At 41.2% G+C, this 3,436-nt stretch carries 3 protein-coding genes; all 3 read right to left on the bottom strand.

Translation table 11 applies throughout. The features are described from left to right. Positions 1–99 precede the first annotated feature (99 nt). The 3 genes from NFS18_RS19070 to NFS18_RS19080 are packed head-to-tail and all read right to left on the bottom strand — an operon-like array spanning position 100 to position 3,299. On the bottom strand, positions 100–1,113 hold the full coding sequence (locus tag NFS18_RS19070) for a tyrosine-type recombinase/integrase (RefSeq protein ID WP_251393122.1): 1,014 nt from the start codon (positions 1,111–1,113) through the stop codon (positions 100–102). After that, the gene (locus NFS18_RS19075; RefSeq protein ID WP_251393123.1) at positions 1,100–2,086 is read right to left on the bottom strand and encodes a tyrosine-type recombinase/integrase; all 987 of its coding nucleotides are present in this window, start codon (positions 2,084–2,086) and stop codon (positions 1,100–1,102) included. The genes NFS18_RS19070 and NFS18_RS19075 overlap by 14 nt, the downstream gene beginning before the upstream one ends. Before the next feature lies 1 nt (position 2,087). Continuing rightward, a complete protein-coding gene (locus NFS18_RS19080) occupies positions 2,088–3,299 on the bottom strand; it encodes a site-specific integrase (RefSeq protein WP_251393124.1) in 1,212 nt (403 codons plus the stop codon). Between the last annotated feature and the right edge of the window lie 137 nt (positions 3,300–3,436).

Genomic DNA, 3,436 nt, shown 5'->3' on the forward strand with positions numbered 1-3,436 from the left:
GGTTATGAAAAGTAAGTTATTATGCAAAGCTGAGTCCATACTTTGTCGGATTCTTAGGGTATGGACTCTTTTTAACTTTGCATAATTCGGGATAACTCCTTACAAAGATTTCAGCCAATTAAGAAGGTCTTTATCCTTTTTCCATGCCGGCAGTTTGTCAGATGAGGGACTATTATAAGCTTCCATCAATGCTTTACGTTTCATTTTTTCATCTGCACGGGCGTATATTTCAGTTGTTGAAATATCTGAGTGTCCCAGTAAATCCCTGATATAAACAAGATTGACACCAGATTGAAGCAGATGCATTGCTTTGCTGTGCCGCAGCCAATGAGGGGTAATCTCACCAGATATATCTTTTACTCCAGCAGCCTGAGCCTGTTCAGCATATTTTTTCAAAATATATGTTACGCCGGCCCTTGTCAGTGGCTTGTTCCCACGATTCGTAAACAAAGGGGTGCGGCTATATGCCGGCGAAGATAATCCCGCCCCTTCAATGTACTGTTTGAGCAATTCCCCTGTTGGCTTCATTACGGGAACAATACGGTTTTTACCGCCTTTGCCCGTTAGTATGATGGTAACAGTATCATTTAAGGAAATATCACAAACTTTTAAGTCTACGAGTTCCTGAACCCTTGCCCCAGTATCATATAAAAGAGACAGCAAAACAGCATCACGTTTCCCCTGTGTAGTTGTTCTGTCGGGTTGTTCCAGCAGTCCTTTGATACTGTCCAGTGGAAGATACATGAGTGGAGGCTTGTCCGTTTTTTTCATAGGAATGGCCAGGATTTTCTGACTTTGCTGCATATACTGTGGTTCTTCTACCATCAAAAAGCTAAAAAATGAGTGGATGGCAGCAAGCCGCTGGTTTCTTGTGGCAGCTTTACAGTTACGTTCATCTTCAAGCCATTGTAGAAAGCGGAGGATCAGTTCTCTGTCCACCTTTGCAACTGTCAGTTTTTCAGGAGAAAGATTCTCCTGGTCTCTACAGTACCTTAAAAATAAAGAGAATGAATCTCTGTATGCCAGCTGAGTATTACGTTTACTGCCGACCTGGCCTGGAAGATATACTGATAGGAACTGCGTCAGATATTGTGCAAAATCAGTTTCCTTCATAGTATGCCTCCGGAATAACATATGCACATGATCTTTCCACTTTCTTCATCAAATCCGGGTAAACTTCTGCTGTCAGGCGCAGATACCTGGCTGTTGACCGCACTGTTTTGTGTCCCATATATGTGGAAAGAATCGGGAGCATAGCCGTCAGATCAGCTTCTTCTTTGATCCACTTTTGCAGAACATGAACCGCGAAAGTGTGACGGATATCATGCAGACGAGGCCCCTGGCCTTTTCCACCATGTGAAATACCAGCAACTTCCAGATATCTGCGGTATCTTTGATATATAGTCATGGGACTGATCATGGTCTTATCTGGTGCAGGAAAGAAAAAGTCACTGTCCTTTTCCCACCAGGTTTTATCTGAGTAAGATATACACGCTTCTTTCACGGAATCGGATAATGGGATATATCGGTCACGGTCAGTTTTTGCTTCACGGATTGTAAGAATCCCCTCTTCGAGATTTACATCCTTGCAGCGAAGTCCTACAACCTCTGATACCCGGAGTCCACAGCCATAAAGAATTCTAAAGATTACCGGCAATGCCAGATGCATATTTCTTGCAACCTCCCGTGGTTCTGTTTCATCTGCAGCTTTGATCACAGAAGTTATCTGTTCGTGTGTAAATATATAGGGTACAAACGAATTATGATTCAATCCTTTTACTTCCGGCACGATATAAGCATCATATCCGAGGTTATTCAAGTAGATGGCAAACTGTCTTATACAGGTAATGCGGTGTGAACGACTTTTTTCAGATTCACCTTCCCGAGGGGCTATCCATTTTTCCGCAAGAGAACGGGATATTTCTATTTCTGTGACACCCTGTTCTTCACTGAAACAACAAAACCGGGATAAGCATTTCGGCTCATCTGCGTATTTAAAACCTGCACTTCTTTTGTATTGAATGAATTCATGGACGGTTTCAGCAAAAGGACCTGTCATTGTTGGAGATTTTCTAATTCTTGTCATGTTAGATTGCCACCTCCAATGCACACTTCTTAAGTTCACCGATATCAATACGAAGATATGTCATCGTTGTTTCGGTAGTTGTATGTCCCAGGATTTCCGAAATAACAGGAAGTGGAATCTCATGTTCCAACAGCCGGCTTGCAAGACTGTGGCGAAGTGTATGGGAACCTTTCTTTTTCCCTTCAAGATGGATTCCGGATTTTTGGAGGCGGACTCTTACAAGGGCACCGACTGCACCCGGATTGAAATCCGTATAGGGTGGAACCTGTCTCACAAACACATGATCCGAATCAGTTTTTGGTCTTGCGTTCTTCAGATAATTGATGATTGCTTCACCAACATCTGTAAGAAGGGGAAGTTCTAATGGATTTCCGGTTTTTACCTGGGTCAATCGGATGACTTCTTTTTCCCAGTCGATGTTAGAAAACCTGAGATTTGCAACATCGCTGCTGCGCAGGCCAAGTCTTGCAATGAGCAGGATAATAGCATAATCACGGACTCCACAAGGATTTCCAAGATCAATCGAATCAAGAAGCTTTGTTACCTCGTTCGTGGAATACGAGGAAGGCAGGCGGCTCTGTCTGTTATAATGAGGGTTGGGAAGTTTTGAGAACATCTCTTTTTCCATAAGACCATTCTCATAGCAGTATTTCAGATAATATCGTACCGCACGCATTGTATGGTTTATAGTTGGTTTTTCATAGCAGCCCAAAGATGTCATGAAATCTAAAACATCTTTAAGAGACAATGCATCCAGAGAAGAAATATTTCTCTTTTTTAAAAAGACAAAAAACCGTTCCAGATATAAACTGAAAATCTTATTCGATTTTTTAATGATTCCGATTTTCTCCCGATGGGAAATATATGCTTCTGCGCTGTCTTTGAATCCTTCCGGGAAAGTATATGCCCTTTTATCCATAACAAGATAGAGGGTGACATTTCCTGAACGTTGGTATTCTGCCAAAGCATTTATACAACGGGAATAGGCTGCACACCATTTTTTCTGTTTGATTTTAGATGACATGGAATAATGATCTTCCAAAAACTGTAATCCAAAGTCCATGCTGAAAGAATCGGTATCGTGTTTTTCGGCGTAGAGTAAAAGCTGCTTTGTAAGAGTTTTAAATACGCTTTGGTAATAGTTAGATGCACCTGACTGAATGAGTGCTTCCTTAGTTTGGCTGATTAGTTGCTGCAAAGTTGAATGTTCCATCTTGTGTTCCTCCTTAAGTGATTTGATAAAAATACACTTAAATCGTGATGGATTATGGAAAGTAAATCAACCAAAGAATCCTTTATTTATAAAGATTTCTATCTCTAGCTTTGCATAATATATAGCTTTTCATAACC

Source organism: Mediterraneibacter agrestimuris, assembly GCF_943193195.1.
Classification (GTDB): Bacteria; Bacillota; Clostridia; order Lachnospirales; family Lachnospiraceae; genus Schaedlerella; species Schaedlerella agrestimuris.